The 24,929-nt window shown below is 50.5% G+C and carries 12 protein-coding genes; 3 read left to right on the top strand and 9 right to left on the bottom strand.

What is annotated here, in order from left to right; genetic code table 11:
* Window positions 1-8: 8 nt before the first annotated feature.
* The gene (locus tag Dvar_RS05430) at window positions 9-2,018 is read right to left on the bottom strand and encodes a TonB-dependent receptor (RefSeq protein ID WP_419660687.1); all 2,010 of its coding nucleotides are present in this window, start codon (window positions 2,016-2,018) and stop codon (window positions 9-11) included.
* 997 nt (window positions 2,019-3,015) lie between these two features.
* Between Dvar_RS05430 and ercA the strand changes: the two genes are divergently transcribed.
* Window positions 3,016-5,922 carry an alcohol dehydrogenase-like regulatory protein ErcA gene (gene ercA, locus Dvar_RS05425; protein ID WP_419660686.1) on the top strand — a complete coding sequence of 969 codons (2,907 nt, stop codon included), beginning with the start codon at window positions 3,016-3,018 and terminating at the stop codon, window positions 5,920-5,922.
* Here ercA and Dvar_RS05420 read toward each other — a convergent pair.
* The 8 genes from Dvar_RS05420 to Dvar_RS05385 form a co-directional block, all read right to left on the bottom strand.
* A complete protein-coding gene (locus Dvar_RS05420; protein ID WP_419660685.1) occupies window positions 5,913-7,472 on the bottom strand; it encodes a hypothetical protein in 1,560 nt (519 codons plus the stop codon). The genes ercA and Dvar_RS05420 overlap by 10 nt on opposite strands.
* A gap of 686 nt (window positions 7,473-8,158) precedes the next feature.
* Window positions 8,159-10,228, bottom strand: coding sequence for a hypothetical protein (locus tag Dvar_RS05415; protein ID WP_419660684.1), 2,070 nt, complete (start codon window positions 10,226-10,228; stop codon window positions 8,159-8,161).
* A 1,082-nt stretch (window positions 10,229-11,310) separates the two neighbouring features.
* Entirely contained in the window at window positions 11,311-13,899 is a 2,589-nt protein-coding gene (locus tag Dvar_RS05410) for a hypothetical protein (RefSeq protein ID WP_419660683.1), read from the bottom strand.
* A gap of 20 nt (window positions 13,900-13,919) precedes the next feature.
* On the bottom strand, window positions 13,920-14,654 hold the full coding sequence (locus Dvar_RS05405; RefSeq protein WP_419660682.1) for a hypothetical protein: 735 nt from the start codon (window positions 14,652-14,654) through the stop codon (window positions 13,920-13,922).
* A 118-nt stretch (window positions 14,655-14,772) separates the two neighbouring features.
* Window positions 14,773-15,357, bottom strand: coding sequence for a hypothetical protein (locus Dvar_RS05400; RefSeq protein WP_419660681.1), 585 nt, complete (start codon window positions 15,355-15,357; stop codon window positions 14,773-14,775).
* Window positions 15,358-15,606: 249 nt separating this feature from the next.
* Window positions 15,607-18,768, bottom strand: coding sequence for a S8 family serine peptidase (locus Dvar_RS05395; RefSeq protein ID WP_419660680.1), 3,162 nt, complete (start codon window positions 18,766-18,768; stop codon window positions 15,607-15,609).
* A gap of 710 nt (window positions 18,769-19,478) precedes the next feature.
* Complete coding sequence (locus Dvar_RS05390) at window positions 19,479-21,314, bottom strand: MutS family DNA mismatch repair protein (RefSeq protein WP_419660679.1); 1,836 nt, start codon at window positions 21,312-21,314, stop codon at window positions 19,479-19,481.
* Between the two features lie 182 nt (window positions 21,315-21,496).
* Window positions 21,497-22,087 carry a methyltransferase domain-containing protein gene (locus Dvar_RS05385; protein ID WP_419660678.1) on the bottom strand — a complete coding sequence of 197 codons (591 nt, stop codon included), beginning with the start codon at window positions 22,085-22,087 and terminating at the stop codon, window positions 21,497-21,499.
* A 141-nt stretch (window positions 22,088-22,228) separates the two neighbouring features.
* Here Dvar_RS05385 and Dvar_RS05380 point away from each other — a divergent pair, with 141 nt between their 5' ends.
* Both Dvar_RS05380 and Dvar_RS05375 read left to right on the top strand, forming a co-directional pair.
* Entirely contained in the window at window positions 22,229-23,815 is a 1,587-nt protein-coding gene (locus Dvar_RS05380; protein ID WP_419660677.1) for an AMP-binding protein, read from the top strand.
* Complete coding sequence (locus Dvar_RS05375; RefSeq protein WP_419660676.1) at window positions 23,809-24,918, top strand: zinc-dependent alcohol dehydrogenase; 1,110 nt, start codon at window positions 23,809-23,811, stop codon at window positions 24,916-24,918. The genes Dvar_RS05380 and Dvar_RS05375 overlap by 7 nt, the downstream gene beginning before the upstream one ends.
* Window positions 24,919-24,929 lie beyond the last annotated feature (11 nt).

Raw genomic sequence — 24,929 nt, 5'->3', positions numbered from 1 at the left:
GCCCACCATCAGAAGACAAAGGCCACTTCACCAAAATAGGTGGTGCCGGGATCTTCGTACATGTACATGCTTCGGTATTCCTCATCGAAAATGTTGTCGATGGCAAGGGAAAGATCGATGGTTTTCAGTGGTCCCCAGGCAACCTGGAAATGCTTGGTGCCCTTGAGATCGAAGACCAGGGATTCTTTCATGGCCAGTTCTTCTCCATCATCGGTATAATCCGTATTGGCATCGTCACAGTATTGCTTGCTCAGGTAGCGGGTAAAAAGACTGATGGTGAAATTATCCGGGCGGCTGTACGTGACGCCGAGGTTGGCCTTGTGCTCGGGGCTGAAAGGCAGATCGTTGCCGACGAGATCCGGATTCTGGGGATTTTCATCAACGGTGGCCTTGTTGTAGGTGTAGTTGGCCGCCACGGACCAGTTCTCGGTCAGGTACCAGGCCAGATCCAGTTCCGCACCATAGGATTCAGTGCGGCCGATGTTCTGGTTGGTCACCACATTGTCGGCATTGAACCAGGAAAGAATTTTGTCGTCCGTATACGTGTAAAAACCGACCAGGCCGGCCTGGAATCGGTCGCCAAACCAACGCTGCAGACCCAGTTCAAAGGATTGGGTGGTCTCCGGATCCAGGTCGGGGTTGGGAATGCGGGTGTTACCCCCGGAGGTCCGGTCGTCGTAGAGCTGTTCCGAGGTGGGCGGTTTGAACCCGGTGCTGTAGTTGCCCCAGATGGACGTGCTGTCGGCGAAATTGCAACGCAGACCGATCTTCGGGCTCAGGTGATCGTCGGTGCGATCCTCCAGGGTCTGGTCGGTGTAACTGCTGAAATAGTTATCGTAATTCTCCCAATGGTCATAGCGCAGGCCCGCCGTCAGAATCATGGCCTCGGTTATGGTCCACACATCCTGGACATAGCCGGCCATGGTGCGCACGCTGTACTCGTTTTGACTCAGCAAGTCGCCGCTGATCCAGTCATTATATTCCTGGGCGAGATCCTGATTGTTGTAGTAGGCCCCCAGGGTCAGTGTATGCCCGCCCAGGGCCACTGTGGTCCGCAGTTCCGCGGGCATCTCGGTATAATCCGTATAGCGTTTCTGGCGCGGATCGTAATTGGTGCGGCCCTGATCGTAAAGGTGCAGGTAGTCGTCGCTGCGAAAGCCCAGATAGGCATTGATGGTCAGCCGCTGGCCGATCTTCTGGTCGTATAAAAGGCCGGCCAGGTGGTAGTCCCAATCGCCGCCCACATGGGGCCGGCCGCGGGTGTACTGATCGTTGAAATAATTGTAGAAAAGGCGCAGACCCGCGCTATCGGAAAACCGGTACCCACTGTTCACCCCGGCCCCACGCTTGTCGTACTCGCAGTCGTCGATCATGTGAATGCTGGGGTTGATATTGTTCTCCACCACATTGGTACCGTCGGCCTCCTCATAATACCCAGCCAGGGCATAACTGAAGCGGTCCAACCGGCCATCGGACGATACCGCCGCGCGATAGCGGCCGAAGCTACCCACGCCGCCGCCGATGGTCGCCGTGGGTGTGTCTTCACCGGATTTGAGAATGATATTGATCACCCCACCGGTGGCATTGGCACCATACAGGGCCGAGGCCGGCCCCCGGATGATCTCCACCCGCTCGACCAGTTCCACGGCAATGGTCTGGGAAATCTGCGAGTCGGTAGGGATGCCGTTGACTAAATAGACAGTGCCGTCAGAGCCGGCACCGCGGATATTGGCCGCCGACGGAAACGGTGCATAGGCCCGGCGTATACTCACCCCCGGCACCGATCGCAGAGCATCGCCGATATCGCTGCTGGGCAGGTTCTGATCCGCCAGATCAGTGCCCGAAATCACCGTCACCGATGCCGGCACATCCTTGATGGCGGTCTCGTATTTGGTGGCCGTGACCACCACATCGTCAAGCGTACGAGCCTGTTCAGCCATCCCCTGGCCCACCGTCATGAAAGACAGCACCAAGGCCATCCACAATGACCATTGCATTTCCCGCATCCCTCTTCTCATCGCTTCCTCTCCTCTCTTCAACTGTCCATGAGTATCCGTACCATTGCCGTGCAAGCACAAAAAAAGGCCACGAAGGGGTTGCCTCATTTTGTTGAGGCATGGCCTTCGTGGCCTTACACACATGGTGAACGCGTAATCTGCTCTAAGCGCCTGTTTGATAAATCCGTCTAAGGCCCGCTAACGGCGTTGTAAAGTGTCTCAAAATGCTCACATATCATATATATGCTCCGCTTTTGAGCCACGTTCCGCCTTGTTATCGGGCCTGATCCAGACTTCTCAAACAGGCTCTAACCGGACATCAATTCATGATTCATCAATCAACAACATCTTCGGATGCAATTTGAAGATAACTTGTTACATGGTGATCGAAAAACTGTCAAGCGTTAGCACTGTTTTAAGCAGGGTGGATCGATTTGTATGTTTCATGGGCATCGCCCGCTCCGACAACTACTCGCAATCTATAGTGTTTAAGATAATGTTTTTGGCAAGGCCTTAAGGGAGGAAGCGGTATAATTAATACTGCGACGACCGATAACGCAGCCCAAAAACATTATCTTGAATCCTATAACTTTGGGATTCGATCCCTATAGTGATACGATAAGGATGGCACCTGAATCTTGCACGAGTCAACGGGTTTCATCCGAAAGCACTTAATAACGCCGCAGATGGAAGCCTCCGACTCGCCCGAAGGGTGAAAATCCAATAGAGGGAATGACTTCCACGAATTTTACCTGTTAGATATTTCTGGTCTACTTTCTGATTTCCCATATATTATTGGTAATCAATGCTTTTTTCAGTACGATGCAGATTGTCATGCAAAATTCAGGTGGTAAACAAGCCGATTCTGGTCTACTATTTAAACAATCATGTTCCCGTCCCTGTGGCCTCTTTTGCCGTCGCTTGATGGCCAGTCGATGTGAAAGTGCTCATGGCAATGGATTCTCCTGTTTTACCACGGTCCTTAACCCGTTAACCCGCACCGCACTTGGATCATCGGATGATACCAGGCCTTCACAAATTTTTAATGCCCGAGATTGTATATGGTCAGGGTTCACTGCACCTGGCCGGTCGGCATGCCGGCAACTTCGGGGCGAGCCGGGTATTGGTTGTGACCGATGGCGGGGTAATCAATGCGGGATGGTGCGCCAAAATCGAGGCCAGCCTAAGGGCAGCAAACATTGCCTATGCACGATTCAGCGACATTTCGGAAAATCCCAAAGATCATGAAGTCATGGCTGGGGCGGCGGTTTACCGACAGGAAAACTGCGACCTGATTCTTGCCGTGGGCGGCGGCAGCCCCATGGACGGTGCCAAGGGAATCGGCGTTGTTGTTGGGAATAATCGCCACATTTTGGACGTTGAGGGGGTCGACCGGGTGACAAAACCCGGTCCACCGTTGATTTTTATTCCCACGACCGCCGGGTCATCGGCAGATGTGTCCCAGTTCGCCATTATTTCCGACACCACGCGTCAGGTCAAAATCGCCATCATCAGCAAAATGGTCATTCCCGATATTGCCCTGGTGGATCCGGAAACAACCGTGACCATGCCGCCGGCGCTGACCGCCGCCACAGGGATGGATGCGCTTTGCCATGCATTCGAGGCCTTTGTCTCCAGCGCCGCCTTTGCACTGACCGATATGGCGGCCCTCAAGTCGGTCGCGTTGATCAGCAAAAACCTGATTGGTGCTTACCAGCACCCTGACGATTTGGTCTACCGCAACAACATGATGATGGCCAGTCTGATGGCCGGAATGGCATTTTCCAATGCCAGCCTGGGGCTTGTGCATGCCATGGCCCACAGTTTAGGAGGGGCAAAAGACCTGCCCCATGGTGAATGTAACGCCCTTTTACTGGAACGGGTAGTACACTTTAATTTTTCGTCCGCCCCGGACAAGTATGCGCAGCTGGCCCAGGCCATGGGCATCGACACTCGTGGACTGAGCGACGCTGTGATTGCAGGTGCACTGTCCGAAAAGATTGCCTGGTTGCGCCAGCAGGTGGGAATCACCTTCGGGTTGAAAGAGATGGGGGTACAATTGGAAGATCTGCCCGGTTTTTCTCGTACGGCCGGCATGGATCCATGCCTGGCAACGAATCCGAGGAAAGCCACATTGGCAGAGATCGAAGCCATCTTCAGGGGAGCCTACCAGATGACCGCCAAGGGCGAAGTGCCGAGAGAAAAGATGCCACCGGCCCCATCGGAACCGCCTGCGCCTTCTGAAAAAAAAGGCCAACAAGGAGTCCCGACAATCTCGGACACCGAATCGTCATCCCCCTTGGAACAAAAACGGGAGCAGTTCCTCGGCTTCAGCCTTCAGGCCACGCGCAAAAGCTACTATCCCCAACTTCAGGAGCAGTTGAATGCCCTGCGGGAAAGCGAAAAACGCCTGCGCCTGCTGACCGACAATCTACCGGCCCGGATTTCGTATGTGGACGCCCGATTGTACTATCGGTTCGTCAACCATGCCTATGAAAAGGTGTTTGGCCTGCCCCGGGAAAAGATTGTCGGACATCGTATGCAGGATATCGTCGGCCCTGAAAATTATGCAAAAATCGAAACCTTTGTTCATCGGGCCCTGGCCGGTATGCAAACCCATTTTGAGATGGCCGTCAGGAATGACGCGGGGCAACAGATCTGGCTGGAGGTCAATTTTGTCCCTTATGTCGGTGCAAACGGCAGGATTGTCGGATTCTACGACCTCACCCGGGATGTAACCAAGCGTAAACAGGTTGAGGAAGAACTTCGGCGGCTGCGCAACTATCTGTCCAACATTATCGATTCGATGCCGTCAGTGATCATCGGCGTGGACAATGATGGAAAGGTCACCCAATGGAATCGCCAGGCGGAGCAAGTGACCGGCTTGAACGCTGAAAAGGCCCACGCCCAGCCCCTGGCCAAGGTGTTTCCCAACCTGAAAAGTGAGATGAACCGGATAAAGATGTCGATCCGAGACCGCCGGGTACTCAAGGAGCTTAAAGTACCCCGGTACAACCAGGATGAACCCCGGTTCGAAGACCTGACCATTTTCCCGCTGGTCACCAATGGTGTGGAAGGTGCGGTGATCCGGGTGGACGATGTCACCGAGCGGGTGCGCCTGGAAGAGATGATGGTGCAAAGCGAAAAAATGCTTTCCGTAGGCGGTCTGGCCGCCGGCATGGCCCATGAGATCAACAACCCACTTGCCGGCATCCTGCAGAACACCTCTGTTTTGATCAACCGCTTGAGCGGTGATCTGCCGGCCAATCATAAGGCTGCCGAAGCCGCCGGTACCACCATGGCGGCCATCAACCAATATTTAAAGTTGCGCAAGCTGCCCGACATGCTGGAAAACATCCGCACTTCCGGCAGCCTGGCTGCCACCATCGTCAAAAATATGCTCAGTTTTGCCCGCAAGAGTGAAAGCCTGGTCTCCAACCAGGACCTTGGTCCCCTTCTGGACCAGACATTGGAACTGCTCAAAACCGATTACAACATGAAAAAGCATTACGACTTCAAGCAGATCCAAATCATCCGGGAATATGATCAAGCTGTTGGTCCTGTGCCCTGCGAAGCCAGCAAACTTCAGCAGGTGTTCATGAACATCCTCAAAAATGGCGCCGAAGCAATGACCGAAATGGATCAGCCATCAGCACCGCCCACGTTTGTCCTGCGCGTGCAAGACGATGACACATGGGTGCGGGTGGAGATCGAAGACAACGGGCCGGGCATGGATGAAAAAACCCGCCGGCGCATTTTCGAGCCGTTTTTTACCACCAAACCCGTGGGCAAAGGCACGGGGCTGGGCCTGTCGGTTTCCTATTTCATCGTCACGGAAGACCATAAGGGAGAAATGCGCGTTCACACCGTCGAAGGCGGCGGGACCTGTTTTGTTGTTCGTTTGCCCAAGCCCCACTATAAATAATTGTACGCGATGGTCACCGTTTGTCCGTCCGCTGGAATGGCTTCGCCATGAAAGACGATGGCGTTGCTGCCGATGTTATAGGTCCACCCATTGTGTGCATGGTTTTGTACTGGTGTGCCATTCACCGTCACAACGATAGAACCGGTGAGGGGATAGTAGTCCAGTTGATAGATACTCGAGGCTCCACCGGCGTTGTTGGCAATCTGGGTCATGATCTCCTCAAAGGCGCTCAAATCATCGATGGAGGCGTAGCTGCCACCGGTGGCCTTGGCCAGGTCGATATAGGTCTGACCATAATTCCACGATGTGGGATCGGTATCCACGATGGTGTAAACGCGATAACCGTTTTCATAAAAAAGGTTGTAGTTTACGTCAAAATCTCCCTCCGAGCTGTGGCTGGCATACTGGTCCACCTCATCACTCATGATCACCACGCTGAGGCTCGCCCCTTGGCGTGGAAACCCATCTTCGGCTACGCTCCCCTCGGGCAACAGGGCCTGCTCTCCGAACCAGATGCCTGACTCGCTATAGCCGTTCCCCCGTGAGCCAACGACCACATCCGTCTGAAACTCTTCGATGCTGCTGGTGAACCCGCCGTCCGCATTGCTGTCGCGCAGCTCGTCACTGTCCGTGGTGATCACCGCCATTGAATAGTCGAGGCCCGAGCCGGCCATGGCGGTCTCAAAATCGGTAGATGCCTGGCTGATGGCTTCCTGTTCGTCGGACATGGAGCCGGAGTTGTCGATAACGAAAAGAAAATCGGCCTGGCCGCCCCCGCCTTCGGCAGTCTTTGACATCTCGTGGCTGTGGACCTGGGCGTTCACGTCCCCCTGGTTGGTATAGCTGGTAACCCCGGTCAGCACCGGCTGATAACTGTCCGCCAATTCATTGGCACTCACCGCGGCGCTGATGTACACGTCTGTCGTTGAGCAATAGGCAAGGGTCAGATAGAGCATATAGGTGGCATGGGCGGTTTCGTTGTCCAAAGAGTCAGGCAGGTTCTCGAGGACACCCTCCGCTGTCCGGACGCCTAATAACTGCACCAGGGCGTTGCCCAAATCCGTGGGTGTCAAGGCATTGTAGAGGTCAAGCCGGTAGATGGTAAAGATCGCGTCGCCGCCGTCCTGTTCCTCACGCGAAATCAAGGTCACTCGGCTGGGATTGAAATCGCCGTAACCGCCATTGAGTCTGTCGTCGACATCCTCGGCCACGGCATCAACGGTGGTCGCCTCATTTTGGGCGTTCACCTGGGCCACAAAACCGGTTACGTCTCTGTCCCCCAACACCACCTCATCGTCAGGCTCACTTGCCAGCGCCGCTCGGCCGGCGGCGACCATCGCGCCGTCAAAATCGCCGCTGGCTTGTTTGTTGACCTCCACGCTGTCAGGGAGAAAAATCCTGCGGCTTTCGGTAGAGACGCTGGCGCCCACGTCCGGGTCATCAATCGCATCTCCACCGCCGCCGCCACAACCGCTCAGCAGGGCCGCCGTCATCAAAAATCCAATCCCTGTTATCAAATTTTTTTTAATGTTTCTCGTTCTCGTCTCCATATCCCTCTCCTTTTATTTATCGGATTTTAAATTTTCGAAACAGGTTCCAGAGTCCTGGAGCCTGTTTTATATTTAGACGAGATCAAGGCGAAAATTTTTCATGAAAAACAAATTTATCTCACGCCCGCTTCGCTCGAGGGCGCAGAGACACAGAGAATGTTGATTTCCCAATGGGGAATCATATGGTGTTTATCCCCCCTGTAATCTGATGTTCCTCTCTGTGTGCTCTGCGGCTCTGTGAGAGATTATTGTTCGATATTGGCATCAACTCAGATCGTAGGTTGGGTTGAGGAACGAAACCCAACAACGGATTGTAAACGCCTGGAGACGGATATCATCGGAATTCCGGTCTATTGTCGGGTATCGCTATACTCAACCCGACCTACGAAGCTCTGTTTCTTGGAGGAGCGGTCCATGACCGCGACATAGGGATGAGAACCAATATAGAAAAGGTCGCAGGCATGGCCAGCTCCTACAGATCGAGGTTTGGATGAAAGTCGGAATATCAACTATATGCCTGTGGTTAAATTTTTCAGGCGCCTTGATCTCAACCAAATTTTCCTATTTCTGGATGGGCACTACCTTACTCAATTCTCGCATCATTACGTCCCCTCGCTCCTGGGGGAGAGGGACAGGGTGAGGGGGTAAAAATAGGATTTTTCCGCTTTCAATCTAAAAGCTAACCTCTAACGGCAAAAAGCTGCAGAAGTCGAGACAAAACACCCCCCGCCCCCACCGTCGTCACTCTGATCATCTTCATCACCAGGGTCGGGATCATCCTCACCGCCTGGATCAGGATCATCGTCAACAGGATCAACCGAATCTTCACATGTGCCAGCTTCGCATTCTCCTTGATAATAGAGAAATGATCTAAAATCCTCCATGTTACAATTACCGTCTACCCCATCCTGATTAATATCAATAATTAATCGATCTGCTGTTTGCTTATAAATAACAAAGGGGGTGTCAATACAGTTATCGCCCAGAGTAATGGTTCCAATATAATTTTCAAAATCAATCGTACCGGTTACCGGGTTTGGCGCGTCTTCTTCTACAATGCCGCAGATAGTCGATGAAATGCAAAGGTACATTCGCCATATGCCCTTGAAAGTGCCATCATTACAGAAATTAACATCTAGGTAAATTTTAGATGCACTGCCCACCTCATTTGACAACCAATGCCCAGGCCCTCCAGATGGCAGGGGCTCCGGCGTTTCATCGGCATTGAATCGGCAGACAAAGGCATCGGAATAACCGGTGATTTCGATCACATAAGGGAAAGTGCCGGAGTTGGTTTCTCCGGCAACGATAATATCATTATTGTTTTCCAGAATTGCGGCGGCGTGATCATGCCAGCTTCCGCCGAGATATGTAGATTCGATTAAGGTAGTAAGCGCCTTATCCATAAGGGTTACAAACCCATCACCCTGATAAAAACTATCCGTATTGCCACCATTGAAAATGCCACTATGACTGTCCTCGGTCACCGGAAAATCGGAAGATCCTGTGCCGCCGCACAAAAGCACCGTGCCATCACTCTGAATCACCATATCGCGAACTTGTTCGGTGCCGCTTCCCCCAATAAAGGTGGACGCCGTGATTGCGGTAAGCTCGCTGTTCAGCCGACTCACGAAACCGTCTTCATACGCACTATAGCTTGTATCGTAATTGCCCTGGACAACCGGAAAATCAGAGGACTTTGTCCATCCGGCGACAACGATCTCGTTGTTCCCATCGATCGCCAGTACATTGGCCTTTTCCTCATTTGCGCCGCCAAGAAAGGTCGATGCCAGCAGTTGCTGAAGGTTTGGATCAAATTTGGAAACAAAGGCCTCTGATTTTCCCTGGAAACCGGCGTCCACGCAGTTATCGGTTACAGGGAAGTCTGATGAATGGGTTCTACCCGTCACAACGATGCTGCCAACAGCATCGATGGCAACGTCATAGGCGCAGTCATTTATGTGATAGTTCTCTCCATTCTCATCACCATTACCGCCAAGCAAGGTCGAGGCCAGCAGGGTCTGCAACCCACTGTCCAATTGAGCTATAAATACTTTCGATTTTTGAAACGGACCGGGGTTGGTATCATAGGCACCAGGTGTGGTTGGGAAAGGGATATTGTCACTAAGAGTATTCATCACCGGATTTATCGTTCCTCCCACCACATATACATCGTTGTTGGAGTCAATTGCCAGTCCATAGGCGACGTCATTCCCATCCTCACCAATGAACGTCGATGCCAGGATCGTGTTTAAATCAGTATTATACTTGATGATAAATCCATCTCCATTGAAGAAAGATCCATCTCCGTTGAAAACAGTGTCAAAGGCTCCTTCGGTAACAGGAAAATCCTCATTATTAGTGCTGCCGACAAGATAAACGGCATCCTGACTGTCAATTTTGATGTCGTAGACACTGGGATCATCATCCCTCGACCAGCCTCCGGAACCGATAAGCGCCGAAACCAGCAATGTCTCAAGATGGCTGTCAAACTTGAAAACAGCCAACTGTTCGGCCGAGTTTCCTGCCACGTAAATATTGCCCTGGCTGTCGGCAGCCATGCATTTCGGCCTCGTGTATCTATCCGTGGTGCCCTGAAAAATCGCCGTAATCAGCGGATCGATGATCAGTTCCTTTGTTCGATCGTACGCGGCCACCTGGAAGCCATATGATTTGCCGTTGACTGAGTAAGCCACATCCACCGGTGCTTTTTTCCCATCGACATGTTGATAAGCCACTGGCCGGGTAAAACGCATCGAACCGTTTCCGGTTTTGACCTCCAGCTCTCCTTGCGGCGTCAGTTTCAGAGAATCGGCCCCCTGGATGGTCAACTGGATCGATTGCGGGTCCGCGCCTGGTTGAACTTTGAATATTTTCTCCACATTGTTGCCATGGGCTTGCAGGCTGAGCCCGATTCCCTTGTAGACTTCTCCCATATCTACAGTGTTGAAGGTGGAACTATCCTTGACCCATTTTGCAGGATCTTTACCCCTGAAATGGCTGACCTTGACGGTTGCCTTCTGCCCGCCCGAAGGCAACGGTTTCAATGCACCGACAAGCGTTTCTTGTATTTGCTGGTGTTGCTTCTCCTTGCCGGCCTTGGATGACCCAAGTTCATATCCGATGCTTGCATCCTTGTTTACCGACACTCGGCCAACAAACGTGTTCGAGTAAAATAAAACGTTCGAATCCTCGAGCTGACCTTTGTTTTCCACGAACGGAATCGTTATGCGATTGGCTTTGGTCATTATCTCCGGGTCGTTTTTCCTTGATACCGCTCCCGATGCCATTGTTGTAAAAAGAAATAACGCAATAACAAATAGGATTGTTGCTTTCAGTTGGCTCATCAATTTTCTCCTCTATTCACGGGTCGCTGGAGCTATAGATTGATAATGATATATGTTTTCCTTTCAGCCTTCTCAGCAGGGCTCTGCTTACTGCGTTTCTTGTAGGAGTGGTCCATGAACGCGATATAGGGATGAGGATCGATCTGGAAAGGTCGCAGGCATGGCCAGCTCCTACAGGCCGAGGTTTGGATGAGGGGTGGGATCTTTAAATCCTGTAGTTTACTGTCATCCCTTATACATTCCCGCGCAGAGCGTGGAAACGAGAGGCAAAGTCGGCGCGAACTCTTATGCCCCTACCCCGACCCTCTCCCCTCGAGGGCGAGGGAGCGCCAGCCGGCAGCTATTGGCTTTGGATAGTTGACCTGAGAACATTATTTCATTCCTCCCAGGACACCACCATAATTTCAACCCACTCAAATCTCGCATCATTGCGTACCCTCGCCCCTGGGGGAGAGGGACAGGGTGAGGGGGTAAAAATGGAAGAGTACCGATCAAAATAAAGCTGAAATAAAACATCCACCACCACCACCATCATCATCATCATTATCGTCATCGACATCATCATTTTCACATGTGCCGGCTTCACATTCTCCTTTGCTGTCGATATAGGATCTTACCGATCCCAGACAATTGCCGGCTATTTGATCTCCCGGGTTGATGTCAATAATCATTCTTTCCGGTGTCTGCTTTGTAATCCTAAAAGGAATATCTTGACACTCTTCATTGAAATCCATTGTTCCGCTACTATTCTCAAAATCGATATTACCGGAAATTGGTTCTGGCGGAAAACTGTCATCAATACGGCAGTCAATAGTACTGCAATAGTATATCCTCCAGACTCCACTGAAGGGACCATCAGCACAAATATTGATATCAAGATAAATAGTGGATGAAGAGCCGGTGCCGTTCGATTTCCAATGCCCGGGACCTGCTATAGGTAGAGGAGAAGGGTCTTCATTTTCATTGAACCGGCAAATAAAAGCGTCTGGAGCGCCCTTGTTTTCTATTACATAAGGAAAATTCGATGAAAACGTTGCTCCGGCGACAAGGATGTCGTCACCATTCACCAAAATCGAACTGATGTAATCATTATCCTCCCCGCCTAAAAAAGTAGACGAATTACAAGCGGTCAGGGAATTGTCTAAATCCATGAAAAAGCCATCTCCATTATTAAAATTGCTTAGCTTCCCCCCATTAAAAATCTCGTCATAACTACCTGGAGTGGTGGGAAAATTTACTGACGCTGTTCCTCCAGCAAGAAAGACCCTACCGTCTTCATGGATCACGACATCGCTGACCTGATCATGGCTTTCTCCGCCAATGAATGTGGAAGCCGTGATTTCAGTGAGGTCACTGTTCAATCTGCAGACAAAACCGTCTTCAGACTGGTTATATTCGGCATCGTAGTTGCCCTGGACAACCGGAAAGTTAGAGGACATGGTCCACCCAACAACAAAAATCTCATTATCGGCGTCAATTGCAAGCGCATTCGCCTTTTCATCATTGAAACCTCCAAGAAAGGTTGACGCCAGAAGCCTCTGGAGATTCGGATCGAATTTTGATATGAAGACTTCTGATTCACCTTCAAATTCTTCATCAGCGCAGTTGCCGCTCACCGGGAAATGCTCGGATTCCGTCACTCCGGTAACAACAACATTCCCGCTGACGTCAATAGCTACGCCATAGGCACAGTCATCCAGCAAATAGTCGTCTTCATCCAGATCACCGTCATAGCCGAGCAAAGTGCCGGCCAACATTGTCTGCAATTCGCTGTCCAGTCGAATGACAAATGCTTTTGTTTTTAAAAATGGTCCTGGAGTCGTGTCGTACGCATCGGTTGTAGTGGGAAAGGGGGGTAGATCAGGTGTGCTACTAGAAACTGGGTTCGAGGTTTCACCTATCACATACACTGTGTCGTCCTGGCTAATTGCCACCCCATAGGCCCCATCATTGCTGCTCGCTCCGATAAACGAGGACGCCAGGATCTGATTCAGATCGCAATTGAATTTAATAACAAACCCTTCATCATCTCCCCAATTCTGATGAAAAACCGTGTCAAAGCTGTTATCTGTAACAGGGAAGTCTCTATCGTCTGTAATTCCGACAAGATAGATATTATTCTGGCTGTCAACAGCAATATCATAAACATTGGGATCTCCATCCTTAAACCAATATAAAGATCCGAAAGACACTTGTCCTAGTACCGACTCAACACGGCTATCAAGTTTAAACACGGTATAACTGTTAGCATAGAATCCAGCGACATAAACATTGCCTTCGCTGTCCGTAGCCATGCAGGTCGGTCGGGTCGCTTCCAGTGTTTCGCCAATGAAATACGCATTGATCAGCGGATCGATAATCAGTTCCTTTGTTTGATCGTATGCGGCCACCTTGAATCCATATGACTTACCGTTGACCGTGTAGGCCACATCCACCGCTGTTTTTTCCCCATCAATCTGTTGATAGGCCACCGGCCGGGTAAAACGAATCGAACGGGTATCCGCGTTGACCTCCAGTTCTCCTTGCGGCGTCAGTTTCAGAGAATCGGCTCCCTGGATGGTCAACTGTATCGATTTCGGGTCCGCACCCGGTTGAACATGGAATATTTTCTCCACATTGTTGCCATGGGCCTGCAGGTTCAGCCGGATTCCCTTGTAGATTTCTCCCATATCAACAGTGTTGAAGGTGGAAAGATCCTTGACCCACTTTTCAGGATACTTGCCCCTGAAATGACTGACCTTGGCGATTGCCTTTTGCCCGCCCGAGGGTAACGGTTTCAATGCACCGCGAAGCATTTCCCGTATTTGTTGGTGCTTTTTCGTTTTTGCGGCACTGGCCGGCCCAAGATCATAGCCGATGCTTGCATCCTTGTTTACCGACACTCGGCCAACAAAGGTATTCGAGTAAAATAATACGTTCGAATCCTCGAGTTGACCTTTGTTTTCCACGAACGGAATCGTTATCCGATTGGCTTTGGTCATTACCTCCGGGTCGGTCTTTTTGGATACCGCACCCGATGCGATTGTTGTAAAAAGGAGCAGCGCAATTAAAGATAGTATGGCTGATTTGATTTTGCTCATAGCTTCTCCTATAGTCTCTTTTATTCCCATTCAATCTCAAAATCTTTATCTGGATATAAATCATTGAGAGAAAAATAATATTCCAGCGATTGATTGGTTGGATTAATTGTTTTATCTGTCAAATTTTCTTCAAAAGAAAATTTTGTTTTTTCCATATATGCTGGAAGGCTTACTTTAAATGTTGCTTTGGCTACAGGCCTTTTCCATTGTTTTATGCTTGATAGTATGTACGTGGCCTTATTTTGTATATTTTCAGCATAACCAACTGAAAGCTCAACCCTTTCATAGGGTAATATTTTGAATTTAAATAGAATCTCGCAGTCCTGTTTTTTATAATCTATATCGGTTTGTTTTGGATGCGGTCTGTCAGGGCAATTTAAAGTCAACGCTATGTCGCTGACGGAGGTATCTATTGGAGAAGAAAATGGGAAATAGAGATCCATTATTATTTCTTTGTCTGATGTGTTGATATACTCAAAGGTTGCCTCTACACGCATTTTATTTTCAGACAAAATGATATCAACATGTTCCTTTTCAAAATGGATTGTAGTGACCTCAACCTTTTCTTCCTTCTTAAGGTGTCGAAAAAGTAAATAACCACAAAAACCAAGCAATGCGCCAGCCGCAATACCGCCGGCAACTTTATAGTGAGAATTAAAAGAATCAAATTTAGGCCCTGCATCTGCAATGGCCTTATTTGGGATAAAAAAATAAAGGGAAAAAAAGATTATTATGATCGTAATTTTTACGTTCATGTATTTAATATCCATGATTGATTTTTAAACAAAAAAGGGGAAGGTGGTGAACCTACACATTAACATAAATTATATTTTCCGGTATTCAGAGCCTGTTTGAGAGATTCTGACCCCGTACTTACTGTAGCAATTCGGTTAAATTTGGAATCAACCTCTTAACGTCATTAGCGAAAGTAGTTACATCGCCACAGAGATCACCATAATCCTCACCGCCGCAATGATAAATCTCACCGTCTAATATTATTTCTCCTGTGTTTATGTAAGTAACACTTTCAGAATTCCCACCATCGCAGCCTGCATCTTCACCAAGCTCACAGTTCCTGATTTCATTGTTTTTCATCGAACTTATTATGTCATCGAATTGTTCGTTTGAAATCTCATAATTTTCTTCTGCCAGTATATTTCCATAGCTATCGACAACAATATTTACCATATCTCTATATATAGTTATCGTGTAGCTTCGATGATACTGAGGTGGCACAGAGCTGTCCCCATAATGATATTGGATTTCTTGAGTATCATCATAATTTTTATTGATTGCATCATCATCACTACCACAAGCTGTAAAAGCCGTGAGCAACGCTATGAATACGAGCATCAGGGAAAGCCTGATGAATCCATTAGAGCACTTCGAAAGCATACTTTTCATAACAATTCCTCTAAAATCCAACAACAAAGGATCGATTTGATTGGTCGCAGGCATGGCCAGCTCCTACAGGCCGAGTTTGGGATGAGAGTGGGATCTTTTAATCCTGTAGTTTATCGCCCGACCTTATACGTTCCCACGCAGAGCGCGGGAACGAGAGGCAATAACAGCCCGATTCCAACAGCAAGTTCCTAACAGTTGGTGAAAGAACACGCCTCAATTCCAATACGCTCCGACCTCGCATCACAGCGTCCCCTCGCCCCCTTGGGGGAGAGGGGCAGGGTGAGGGGGGTAAATCGTAGTGGACTATTCAATTATGGTAGAAAGGAAACACCCACCACCGCTGCCACTAACATTTACATTGTCGTCGTCGTCATCGTCGTCGTCGACAATGGTCACAGTCGTGTTTGCGGTTGTTCCAAGGGAGGCACCCATGGCGTTGCTCAACGACAGGTTGAACGTTTCCGATGCCTCTGCTGTCGTATCGTCCATGGCGGTCACGGAAATTGTTTTTGCGCCGCTGTCCCCGTCGGCCCAAGAAAGCCTCCCGTTGGTAGGAATATAATCGCTCATTGCGTAAGCGGTTCCATTAACAGTCGAAAATTTCACACTGACTGCACCATCACTGCTACCACTGCGCGTAACAGCAATCGTTATTACACCGCTGTTTTCATCTAAACTGTATGTGCTTTTATCGAATTGGATGACGCCGGAAGTTGTTGGTTCGATGTTGCCACTTGCAACCAATGCATAGGGTTGCGGGCCGTGAGGAACATTGTAGCCTGCTACCCGGACGGTGTAAGTACCAGTGGTCGGCGTGTCAATGGTCACGCCCACAGCGTTATTGACACGGTCGAAGGAGGTTGTAATATCAGGCAAATAACGAATATTGGCTCTGATAATCGCCGTGTAGCCTGATGTCACCCAATCCGCCCCATCAAATGGTCGTCTCACAGATGTTCGGCCGGCGGGGTTCCCGTCATCCGCGACAGCCATTCCGATCTGGTCGTTCGCAGCACGTTCGAGTGCAATATGGACATCTCCACTATTAATGGTCAGATTTAATGGAATGGTTATTAACCTATGGGAAGTGGGGATAAAAGTCAGCGTTTTTCGCAACAGCTCATTGCCTGTATCCGGAAGCCCTGCGTTATCACCGTATACCACGACATCAACATCTGTTGTGGCACCTTCGTTCACATAATAAAAAGTTGTACTATCCAGGTATGCGGGGAAACTTTCAGGAGTAAATCTGACAGCGTAATTGCTTGCAGCATAGCCAGAGACATCACCAGAATCATAAGACACGGTACTGATGGTTGTTTTTTGAAGTGCCTGGTCGGGGTAATAGATATCGTTTGACGGACTTGTCAGCTGTAGATCAAGATCGTTGACCAACCCTCCATGGGCCAAAGGGGCACCTGGGTAATCGGTCCAGGTGAGGTTTATTCTCAAAGGTGAGCCGGCATCGGTCACATGAATTGCATAATCTTTGTAAGCGCCGGTTTCAAGTCCCGTTGTTTGATCATGGAAAAGGACATCAAATGGTGCGGACGGATATAAGCCGGCACCCAGGTTTAACCGCCCCCAGCCTTCAATGTTGTTGGGCACGGGTGAATCCGGAATTTCCTGGGCTGTATCGATGGAGTACTGCCCTGGACTGATATCCTCGGCACTGTTGAGTAGTGCGGCTTTAATCAGGGCAGCCGATGGATTTTCAAATCCTTTCTCAGCCATCAGATACTCACGCATCAGAGCCGACGCACCAGCCGCCAGAGGGGTCGCCATGCTGGTGCCGCCAGACCAGGCATAATTTTCGTTATAATTGCCCCAGCCGACATCCACACTGGCGTTAAGCGCCTGCGTTCGAGTGGAAAGGATATTGGTTCCAGGGGCCACAATATCGGGCTTGTAGCGTCCATCCAATACGGGGCCGCGGCTGCTGAAAGCGGCGATCCCACGGTCGTTATCGGAAATGTGATCACTACTTATTGGATCAACCGGGAATATAAATTCTCCTATTTCCCCCCATGAATAGTCATACCCGGCCTCAGCGGGTTGTTCACCTTCGCTGGCCCCCACCGTTAAACAGTTTTTTGCCGTTGCTGGCGAGCCGATGCTGTATAGATCGATCACGCCATCGGCATCCAGATCAACGCCTTCGTTACCAGCGGCAAATAGAATTAAAAAATCAGGATGGCTCCACATGTATTCATCTATATCTTGTGAGCTTGCAGTATACATGCTTGCTGTCCTCCCCCCCCAGCTATTGGTATGCAGATCGGCACCGGCGGTTTCTGCATCGGCAAACAGCTCGGTCAAATCGGCTGGGATGCCGGTCATCTCACCAGTATCGTTGTCTTGAAGGGCCTGAAAAACTAGATTTGCCTCAGGCGCGATGCCGGTGTGTGCATCAAAGGGAAAAATTTCATTGGCTGGATCACTGCCGGACAAGATGCCATTTCCCAGCACCGATCCGGCCACATGGGTACCATGTCCATTCACGTCACTTGCATCGACGCCGGTTTCGTCCGCATCCACACGATCAATGATTTCCAATACCCGGGAGGTGCCGTTACCGTCTTCAAAATCGTCGTGCAGATTGGCCGGGCATATATCCCCCTGGTCCAACCCCGTATCGGCCACCCCCACGGTCTGCCCCCAGCCGTACAGTCCGTATGTGTTACGCGGCGATCGCACGTTCATAATATCGGTTGAGACATCGTTAAACAGCTGCCATTTCGGAGCCTGCTCAATCCATTTAATCCCTTCGATAGCAGGAAGATCCTGTATGCCACTGGCTGGGACAGTCACTTTTAATGTGGTCTTCTGATCTGTATCATGCCTTTCTTCTACGATTCCACCTAATGCGGCAATACGGGCTTCAACCGACTCTACATCGCTACCGGGAAACAAATTGATTCGCAGGCCTGCCATTGCACTTCCTGATTTTTTCCCCTGGCTGTAGAACTTGCTCATAACGGACTTGCTGACCCGAAAAGACGACTGATAGATACCCAGCCAGCGGACGTGCGGCAATCCTCTCACCATCTGTTCATTTTCCGCGGACATCCGCAAGATGAAGGAAAAATCCGGCACATAATCAAATATCTCTGCCCCGACACCCTGTAACGCGGTTTTCCAATCCGGTTGAATGGGGCCATCGAATTGAACGATGTAATATCCTTGTTCTCCTTCCTCATAGCGTTCAATTGATTTTACGGTTAGGCGCGAATCGCTGCAAAGCGGATCAAAACTGGACGCTCCGATGTGGAGCATGATACTCGGTTCATTTATTTCCTGATGCGTACTAATATTCTCTGATTCTTGATTTTTGGTTTCCATTGCGATGGAATCGATCTCTTGCAGCCTTTCATCGTTGGCCCATATTTGCTGGTTCGAATTGGCATAGAAAATTAAAGTGAACAAAATGGCTGGAACCAGTTTTTTCCTGCATTTAACATTCATTCAAATTCCTCAATTAATAGGTTTCTTAACCACGCACCATTCTTTCCTGCGGCTGGATTGCTTATACGGAAATACAAGGTATTTACTCAGAGTCTAGTGTGAAAGTGCTCAAGTCATGAAGGAGGTGTACCCGCAAAGTGCTGCCGACAAAGAATCTTGCCCTATTTGTGCTCACAATTGTTACATTTTTTTTCACCAGAAGGCTGTACAATTTTAACGCCAAAGCCAATTCTGCCTACAATAGCAGTCAGATATATATCATGAGATTTTTTTTCCAAATAAAAAGCTGCTTCAAAATGAAGCAGTCTGAAAAGAGAAAAATGCGTAATCATGTGTTATTTTTGCTGATAATTATTTTTGAACTAAAATGATGCAATCCGCTGGGTGAGGAATACGTGAGAAGTCTGCAAAATACTATTTTTACAATTTTCAAGGTTATAATTTCAAATACTTACAAAGTTATAGATTGAGAGTTACGTTTTTTTCCGTGTCTGTAACATAGTGCTTGAAAATAAATCAATGCTCATCGCTCACTAATTTATTTGAGTATATCGAATTTCAGTTAGCCACAAGGGTGAAGAATTCAACGTGTGATCACATATTGCCGGGATTTAATCTCATCGGCTCCAAAGATATATAGTTGATATTCCGAGGATAAAATTTTTGGTGTAACGCCGATATTGGACAAATTGGCCATTTCTGGATAGGCACTAAATAAAAACAGGCAGACCCTCGCCTTTCATAATTTCCAGTGCATTGGTCGTTGGGCAGGGGCCATGCTGAAGTTTAAAGAGAAAATGCATCTTGCCGTCTTGAATCGTTTCGGAAAAATGATAATTGAAAATTCGTTCGTATGCAGATTCAAGGGCGGTAAGTTCCAGATCGTGGGTCGAGATCAGGCCGACGGATCGGGTTTGGGTCAGCCACTCGACCATGGCCTGGCTGCCGATCAAACGTTCACGGTTGTTGGTCCCCCGCAGGATTTCGTCGATTAAATACAGCACGGGCACGGCATCGGACTGCTCGATTTGTTTCATTATTTCTTTGAGGCGTTTTACCTCTGCATAGAAAGCGGAAACACCATCTGTTAATGAATCCCCGACATTAATACAGGTACGAATTTTGAAAAAGCCTGTTGTCAGGCTGCTCGCGCTTACCGGAGCACCAGCATAGGCCAGCATCAAGTTAATACCGACGGTTTTCAAAAACGTGCTTTTCCCGGCCATATTGGACCCGGTGATCAGGCAAATGTCGCCTATATTTTCGATGGCAAAATCGTTGGTCACTTTATTTTTCGGGGCAATCAGCGGATGGCCCAGGGACCTTGCCTTGAAAACCGCCGATCCAGGTACCGGCTGCTCGACCAGATGAGGAAAATGGTAATCTGGATTCAGATATGCAAAATTAGCCAGAGAATTCAGGGATTCCAATGTACTCAGGGTATCCAGCCAGATGGGAAACGCTTTTCTGAGGCTGCTCCGCTGTCTGAGCGTCCACCAGGCAAAAACCATGTCCCATGGAAAAACCATGTTTAACAGCAACGCAGTGATGGGATTGTTGCGCAGGCCGATACAAAACGCACCGATTTTCAAAAGCCGTATGCTTTTGGATGGTCTTTTACCCGGTGCTTGGAAGACCGCCAGCAGTTCGGTCAACCGAGGCTGGTGATGAAAAGTGTATCGCTCTATAAACAGGAGCACACGCCTGAATACGCCAAGCTCGTCATCCAGGTGTTGCGCCGCATCGAGAAGTGGTACAAGTGAGCTGATTCTGGAAAGGAAAAGAATGCCGTACAAAGCGTAGGGAACCAGCCAAAGGTTTGCCAACGGATAAACATGGCCGGCGCCAAACAATGCAATGGAAAAAATGATCAGCAAAAAGGACACCCCCATTGCGATGGCAACATGGCGTTCCGGCATCGGTATGCTCAGCCATTCGACCAACCGTTTCGAATCCATCTTCTTTTTGGATGTCTGATAAAACTCGAGAAGCAATCGCTCGCGGAAACGCGGTTGCGCGGCCAGTGCCTCAACAATCCGCTGTCGATCCAGGGTGGTCGCGATTTCGGGATCATCGGCCGTAAGCCATTGGGCAAGCCGCAGGCTGCCCCGATCGGAAATCGAAATATCCATCAGGTGATGCAAGGATTTTTCACCAACGAGATTCAGAGCATCCCCGATATCGCTGTAACCATCTTTTTTATTGATTGCCGGTGGGGGTAACGCATCCCATTTTACTGTTGCCCGTGCCAGATTCGTTTTTTTAATGTGGTGCAATGCCTGGTATCGCTTCATCCGCTGATCGTGGAAATGATGACGGATGACCAGGTAGAAAAACAAGACACCAACGAGAAAAAGAAAAACCCATTTTATCGTCGCCGGCGGGATAAAGAGAAGTCCGATGGCTACTATAAAAACAACCAGGCGGGCATTGGAAATTTGTTGATTCCGGGTCTGCATCCACTGCAGGCGACGCGCCAGGCGATCAATGGTCCGGCGCAGTGCGCGGGTGCGTTTGGTTTGGCGGGATGTGGATTCGGAGTGCATGTTTCCTTTCGAGCCTGTTTGATAATCAACACGGACGAGTGTTTGTCCAGAAATAGGAAAATTTGGTCGAGATCAAGGCGCCCGAAAAATTTAACCACAGGCATATAGTTGATATTCCGAGGATTAAATTTTTCGCGCAACGCCGATATCGGGCAAATTGGCCATTTCTGGATCAACACGACCTATTCCTTGCGCCTGTACCAATACCAAGCCATGGCATGCCCTTTTTCCTCACCCACGGCAACGCGGTATCGGGTAAAACAATCGCCAAGCAGCCGCTGGACCGCATCGGAGGAGATTCCACACGGCTTTCCATTTTTCATCCATGGCAGCCAGGCGCAGAGCATATACCACGCACCGGGTTTTAAAAGACACGCCAAATTGGCGGCATAACATTCACGTTCATGGTCACGCAAGGCAAACAGACAACCGATATCCAAGGCATAATCAAAGCGCCCATGAAGGTTGTTTGGCCGGGCGATGTCGTCCTGCACAAAGGTGGCCGTCAATCCTTTTGCGCCGGCTCTTTTACGGGCACGGCGAACAGCATGGGTAACAAAATCAATCCCCACGACCTCCCATCCACGCCGCGCCAGGGTCAGGGCGTTGGTTCCGGTTCCACACCCCAGGTCAATGGCCCGGCCCGGCGGATGGGCGTTGATGAACTCGATCACCTCGACTGGCGTCCGGCCTGTTTCCCAAGGCGTGTGCCCACGCAGGTATCTCCAGTAATATTTCCATCGACGGTGGTTGAATATTGAAGGAATAGGCAAAATCGTATTCATCCGTTTACAGCGGTTACCCTGCATTTTTAGCTTGACAGCGTTTTGGGATGGGCGTACTCGAAATCAATATTTTCCTATTGATTAATATTTTCGGCTGTAACCCAGCGATATGTAGCAAATTTAAATGTTATGTGGAAGACATCCGTACACAATGTTCGTGATTTGATCCTGATGCAGGCGGCAAAATACGGTGATCGAGAATATCTGGTGGTGAAAGATGAAGCGTTCAGTTTCGCCAAGCTGGACCGACGCTCGCGCCAGGTGGCCCGCGGCTTTACCCAACTTGGCATAAAAAAAGGGGACCGGGTCGCCGTTGTTATCGGCAACCGCCCGGCCTTTATTTTTGTCTGGTGGGGGCTGCTTCGAATCGGTGCCGTCATGGTTCCCATCAACCTCAAACTCACCGGCAAAGAGATTGCCGACATCATTAACCACGCCGAAGCCAAGGCCGTTGTCCTGGGAGAATTGTTCGGCCAGAGCATACAGATGCTCAAGCCCCAGTGTCCAATGGTCGAGCATTGGCTGCGCGCTCGTAAAAACGATGATGAAGCATCAATAGAAACATTTTTCGAGCGTTGGGACGACCCGTCCGATATCGATGTCCCGATCCTTTCAGGCGATCCTGCCCTGGTTCTTTACACATCGGGAACGACCGGTTTCCCCAAAGGCGTCATCCATACCCATGGCGACTATCTGCTCACGGCCGACAGCTTCGCCCGCACGATCCGCCTGTCTGAAAAGGACCGGTTGCTGACCGCCAATGCCCTTTTTCACGTCAATGCCCAGTTTTATTCTTGCATGGGAACGCTGGTTGCCGGCGCCACCTTCATTCTGGCCGATAAATTCAGCGCCTCGCAACTGTGGTCATGGACCCGCCTTTACCAGGTCAACAAGCTGGTGCTGCTCCTGCCACTGGCCACGATCCTCTACAACCGCCCGCCCCTTCCCGATGACGCCAACAATCCGGTGGAACTGGTGGTGGCCGGCGGAGTTCCAGCCGGGTGTTATGAGGATTTTCAAGATCGCTTTGGCGTCAAGCTGCAAACCCTGTATAGCCTGACCGAAGCCCCCCTGGCCGTGATGAGCCCGCCGGATGTGCCTTGCCGGCCTGGTGCGGTGGGCCTGCCCATGATCACGGACGATCATGTGCCAAATGAGATCCGAATCGTGGATAAGCGCTTTAAAACGGTTCCCGCCGGCAAAACCGGAGAAATTGTGATTCGCAATCCAGCGCTGATGAAGGCCTACCTGAAGAATCCGGAAGCCACGGCAAAAACCATTGTGGACGGCTGGCTACGGACGGGCGACCAGGGCACCATGGATGCCGACGGATGGATTCGGTTTTTGGGGCGCGCCAAGGATGTCATCCGTAAAAAAGGCGAAAACATTAGTGCCGTCCAGGTTGAACAGGTGATCACCCTTCACCCGGCCGTGGCCGAAACCGCGGTCGTGGGTGTGCGCCCGGCTGGCGCAGTCGGCGAGGAAGAAGTCATGGCCTTTGTCGTTTCGGTCGATAATTCAGCCCCTGACTGGCAATCCCTTATCGCCCATTGCATGGATCAACTGGCTGAATTCAAGGTTCCCCGTTTTTGGAAATGCATCCGCAGCCTGCCTAAAAACGCGATGAATCGCGTGATCAAAAAACGCCTCATCGATGGCGATCCGCCCGAATTATCACCAGGCACCTATGATCGGGATAAGGATATCATATGTTGACCAGCACCCGCGCCGTTGTGGCCACCGGCCCCGGAAAGCTGGAAATGCGCACCTATCCCCTGCCGGAAATCGGTGATGAAGACGGGATTCTGAAGGTCGAACTGGCCGGCGTGTGCGGCAGCGACCCTGGCATCTTCAAGGGCAAGTCAGCCCGTGCGCCGCGCCCCTGGCCGATCATCCTCGGACATGAAATTGTGGGCCGCGTCCACCGCATGGGCAAAGCAGCCCAGCAACGCCACGGCGTCAAGGAAGGCGACCGGGTCATCATCGAGTACGCTTTTGGTTGCGGCATGTGCAAACCCTGCCTGACGGGTCGCTACACCCTGTGTGAACGATTTTACAATTATGGTTCGATGATTTCCTGCGCTTCGCCGCCGCATCTTTTCGGTGCGTATGCGGATTATCTGTACATCCATCCACGCGCCATGGTGCATAAAATCGGCGAAGACCTCTCGCCCGAAGAAGGGGTGCTGATCTGTGCAGTGGTGGGCAACGGGGTTCGCTGGCTGCGGCATATCGGTGGGGTGACCATCGGCCAGCCGGTGGCCATTGTCGGTCCGGGCCAGCAGGGGCTGGCGGCTGTGGCCGTGGCCAAGGAAGCCGGTGCCGGACCAATCGTGGTCGTCGGGCGAGCGTCTGACACCGAGCGACTGGAAATGGCCAGGCAGTTTGGCGCGGATGTGACCATCAACATGGATCAGGATGATCCGCAGCAGACGGTTGCCGCCGTCACTCACGGCACCATGGCCGACCTGGTGATGGATGCCAGCGGCCACCCGGACGGCGCCCGGCTGGCCCTTGATCTGGCCGGCGTGGGCGCGTCGGTGATCCTGCCGGGATTATACGGCGCACAGACGGAAGTTCCCCTGCTCTTGGACCGGGCCGTGTTTCGCGAGATTCGCCTGATCGGTGTTTTCTCCCATGACTGCCGCGCCGTAACCGCCGCCATCGAGATGGTCAAACGCAAAGGATACCCATTCAAAGACATGATCAGCCACCGATTGCCCCTGGAGAAGGCCAGGCACGCCCTGGCGCTGGTGGGTGGTGATTTGCCCGGGGAAACCTGCATGAAGGTTGTTCTTGATCCATCGATGTCCGCTTGAAGGAGAAGCCA

Origin of the sequence: Desulfosarcina variabilis str. Montpellier, assembly GCF_048565275.1 — a bacterium.
In the GTDB taxonomy this organism is placed as follows: Bacteria; Desulfobacterota; Desulfobacteria; order Desulfobacterales; family Desulfosarcinaceae; genus Desulfosarcina; species Desulfosarcina variabilis.
The sequence above is the reverse complement of the archived record's forward strand: the minus strand, read 5'-3'. Positions and strand labels throughout refer to the sequence as shown.

What these genes read in the sequence shown, in the direction of transcription:
- Dvar_RS05430 (WP_419660687.1), bottom strand. Translation starts at nt 2,018, where the DNA reads ATGAGAAGAGGGATGCGGGAAATGCAATGGTCATTGTGGATGGCCTTG.
- ercA (WP_419660686.1), top strand. Translation starts at nt 3,016, where the DNA reads ATGATACCAGGCCTTCACAAATTTTTAATGCCCGAGATTGTATATGGT.
- Dvar_RS05420 (WP_419660685.1), bottom strand. Translation starts at nt 7,472, where the DNA reads ATGGAGACGAGAACGAGAAACATTAAAAAAAATTTGATAACAGGGATT.
- Dvar_RS05415 (WP_419660684.1), bottom strand. Translation starts at nt 10,228, where the DNA reads ATGCGTTTTACCCGGCCAGTGGCTTATCAACATGTCGATGGGAAAAAA.
- Dvar_RS05410 (WP_419660683.1), bottom strand. Translation starts at nt 13,899, where the DNA reads ATGAGCAAAATCAAATCAGCCATACTATCTTTAATTGCGCTGCTCCTT.
- Dvar_RS05405 (WP_419660682.1), bottom strand. Translation starts at nt 14,654, where the DNA reads ATGAACGTAAAAATTACGATCATAATAATCTTTTTTTCCCTTTATTTT.
- Dvar_RS05400 (WP_419660681.1), bottom strand. Translation starts at nt 15,357, where the DNA reads ATGCCTGCGACCAATCAAATCGATCCTTTGTTGTTGGATTTTAGAGGA.
- Dvar_RS05395 (WP_419660680.1), bottom strand. Translation starts at nt 18,768, where the DNA reads ATGAATGTTAAATGCAGGAAAAAACTGGTTCCAGCCATTTTGTTCACT.
- Dvar_RS05390 (WP_419660679.1), bottom strand. Translation starts at nt 21,314, where the DNA reads ATGCACTCCGAATCCACATCCCGCCAAACCAAACGCACCCGCGCACTG.
- Dvar_RS05380 (WP_419660677.1), top strand. Translation starts at nt 22,229, where the DNA reads ATGTGGAAGACATCCGTACACAATGTTCGTGATTTGATCCTGATGCAG.
- Dvar_RS05375 (WP_419660676.1), top strand. Translation starts at nt 23,809, where the DNA reads ATGTTGACCAGCACCCGCGCCGTTGTGGCCACCGGCCCCGGAAAGCTG.